This is a genomic window from Burkholderia sp. Se-20378 (genome assembly GCF_017104665.1).
GTDB classification, from domain to species: domain Bacteria; phylum Pseudomonadota; class Gammaproteobacteria; order Burkholderiales; family Burkholderiaceae; genus Burkholderia; species Burkholderia lata.
Genome location: NZ_JAAGPG010000902.1, coordinates 1 through 2,173 on the forward strand (window position 1 = coordinate 1; position 2,173 = coordinate 2,173).

Annotated in this window: 3 protein-coding genes; all 3 read right to left on the minus strand. The window is 68.9% G+C overall.

Annotated elements, in window-relative coordinates; genetic code table 11:
* Positions 1 to 131: SDR family NAD(P)-dependent oxidoreductase (locus G3N93_RS38770; protein ID WP_206135412.1), on the minus strand; the 131-nt coding region annotated here is incomplete at its 3' end.
* A 293-nt stretch (positions 132 to 424) separates the two neighbouring features.
* The gene (gene adk, locus G3N93_RS38775; protein ID WP_011352990.1) at positions 425 to 1,087 is read right to left on the minus strand and encodes an adenylate kinase; all 663 of its coding nucleotides are present in this window, start codon (positions 1,085 to 1,087) and stop codon (positions 425 to 427) included.
* A gap of 208 nt (positions 1,088 to 1,295) precedes the next feature.
* Positions 1,296 to 2,081, minus strand: coding sequence for a 3-deoxy-manno-octulosonate cytidylyltransferase (gene kdsB / locus G3N93_RS38780; protein ID WP_206135411.1), 786 nt, complete (start codon positions 2,079 to 2,081; stop codon positions 1,296 to 1,298).
* Positions 2,082 to 2,173 lie beyond the last annotated feature (92 nt).

A 2,173-nucleotide genomic window follows, 5' to 3' on the forward strand; every position in this document is an offset into this window, starting at 1 on the left:
TCCGTGCCCGCCGCGTCGTTCAGGTCGGCGAGCACGACCGTGCCGCCTGCCTGCGCGAGCATCCGCGCCGTGCCGGCGCCGAGGCCCGATGCGCCGCCCGTGATCAGAAACACGTTGCCGCGAATTTCCATGACTGTCTCCGTTGTTGAGCGCGCCTGGCGCGACAGCGCTCAGGGCGGACCCATGCAAGGTGGTCGACCGCGGTTGGCGCTTCGGCGCGTGTGCGCTGCCACGCAAGGCGGTCGCCCGATCCGATGCCGCGTGATCGGTTGAAATGCCGGGGCCTGGTAGCAGGGGCCCCGGCATCCGACCGATTGTACGGGGCGCGCTCGCGCGACGGCGAGGCCAGAACGGTCGTGCGAATTCCATCCGGGCAAAAAAAAGCCGCCCGGAAAGGGCGGCTTGCGGGTGCGCGACGCGCTGCTTACTTCAGTGCGCCAAACGCGCGCTCGCGGATTTCCTCGACGCTGCCGAGACCCGAGATCTTGCGATACTGCGGAGCCTTCAGGCCGTTTTCCTCGCCGCGCTGCGCCCAGTCGCCGTAGTACGTGATCAGCGGCTTGGTCTGCGCTTCGTACACTTCGAGGCGTTTCTTGACGGTTTCTTCCTTGTCGTCGTCGCGCTGGATCAGCGGCTCGCCCGTCACGTCGTCGTGGCCTTCGACCTTCGGCGGGTTGAACTTGACGTGGTACGTGCGGCCCGATGCCGGGTGCGTGCGGCGGCCGCTCATGCGCTCGATGATTTCCGAGAACGGCACATCGATCTCGAGCACGTAGTCGATCGCGACGCCGGCTTCCTTCATGGCGTCAGCCTGCGCGATCGTGCGCGGGAAACCGTCGAACAGGTAGCCGTTCGCGCAGTCGGATTCCTTCAGGCGCTCCTTGACGAGGCCGATGATCAGCGCGTCCGGCACCAGCTTGCCGGCGTCCATGTAGCCCTTCGCCTCGACGCCGAGCGGCGTGCCGGCCTTCACGGCCGCGCGCAGCATGTCGCCCGTCGAGATTTGCGGGATGCCGAATTTTTCCTTGATGAAGTTTGCCTGGGTGCCCTTTCCCGCGCCGGGCGCGCCCAACAGGATCAAACGCATGGTGATATCTCCAGTATGTAGATTCGTGTGGCGAGACGCAAAAAGCGCCGGCGACGGCGTGCGCGGGGCTTGCCTGGCGCGTGGCGGACCGGTCTGATGCGGCGCGTCGGGTTGAGCGACGCGCGGCTGCCGGCAGGGCCGCGGGCGGGGTCAAGCGAGGACGCGCTGGTCGCGGACGGCTCGCACAATCGCCTGATTATGCCACGGGTTATTTTGATGACGGCTGAAAAAGGGCCTGCACGCGTGCGAGATCGGCCGGCGTGTCGATTCCGGCTTCGGGCGCGGACTCGGTGATCAGCACTGCGATGCGCTCGCCGTGCCAGAGCGCGCGCAGCTGTTCGAGCTGCTCGGCCTGTTCGATCGGCGCCTGCGCGAGCGTCGGATACGTGCGCAGGAAACGCGCGCGATACGCATAGAGGCCGATGTGCCGGTAGACCGGGAACGCGGGCGCAGGCATGGCCGCGACGTCGGGCCAGTGCGGCTGGTACGCGTCCCGGCTCCACGGAATCGGCGCACGCGAGAAGTACAGCGCGACGCTCTGCGCGTCGAGCGCGACCTTCACCACGTTCGGGTTGAACACGTCGGCCGCGTCGTGGATCGGGTGGGCGGCCGTCGCGATTGCGCAGGCCGGATGGGCGGCGAGGTGCGACGCTACGTCGCGTACGAGCACCGGGTCGATCAGCGGCTCGTCGCCCTGCACGTTGACGACGACGGTGTCGTCGCTCCACCCGAAGGCCGCCGCGACTTCCGCGAGCCGGTCGGTGCCGGACGGATGGTCGGCGCGCGTCAGCACCGCTTCGAAGCCGTGATCACGGGCCGCATCGAGCACGCTCTGCGCGTCGGACGCGACCAGCACCTGCTGCGCGCCCGCTTCGCGCGCGCGTTCGGCGACGCGTACGACCATCGGCTTGCCGCCGAGATCGGCGAGCGGCTTGTTCGGGAGTCGCGTCGACGCGAGCCGGGCGGGAATGACGGCGATGAAGGGTTGAGTCATCGGGGAGGGCGGTGAGAAGAGCGGAGCGGGCGGCGCGTCTGGTGCGGGCCGCCCGGCGGGGTTCGGCGCCCTCGCGGCGGACGGGCCGCGGC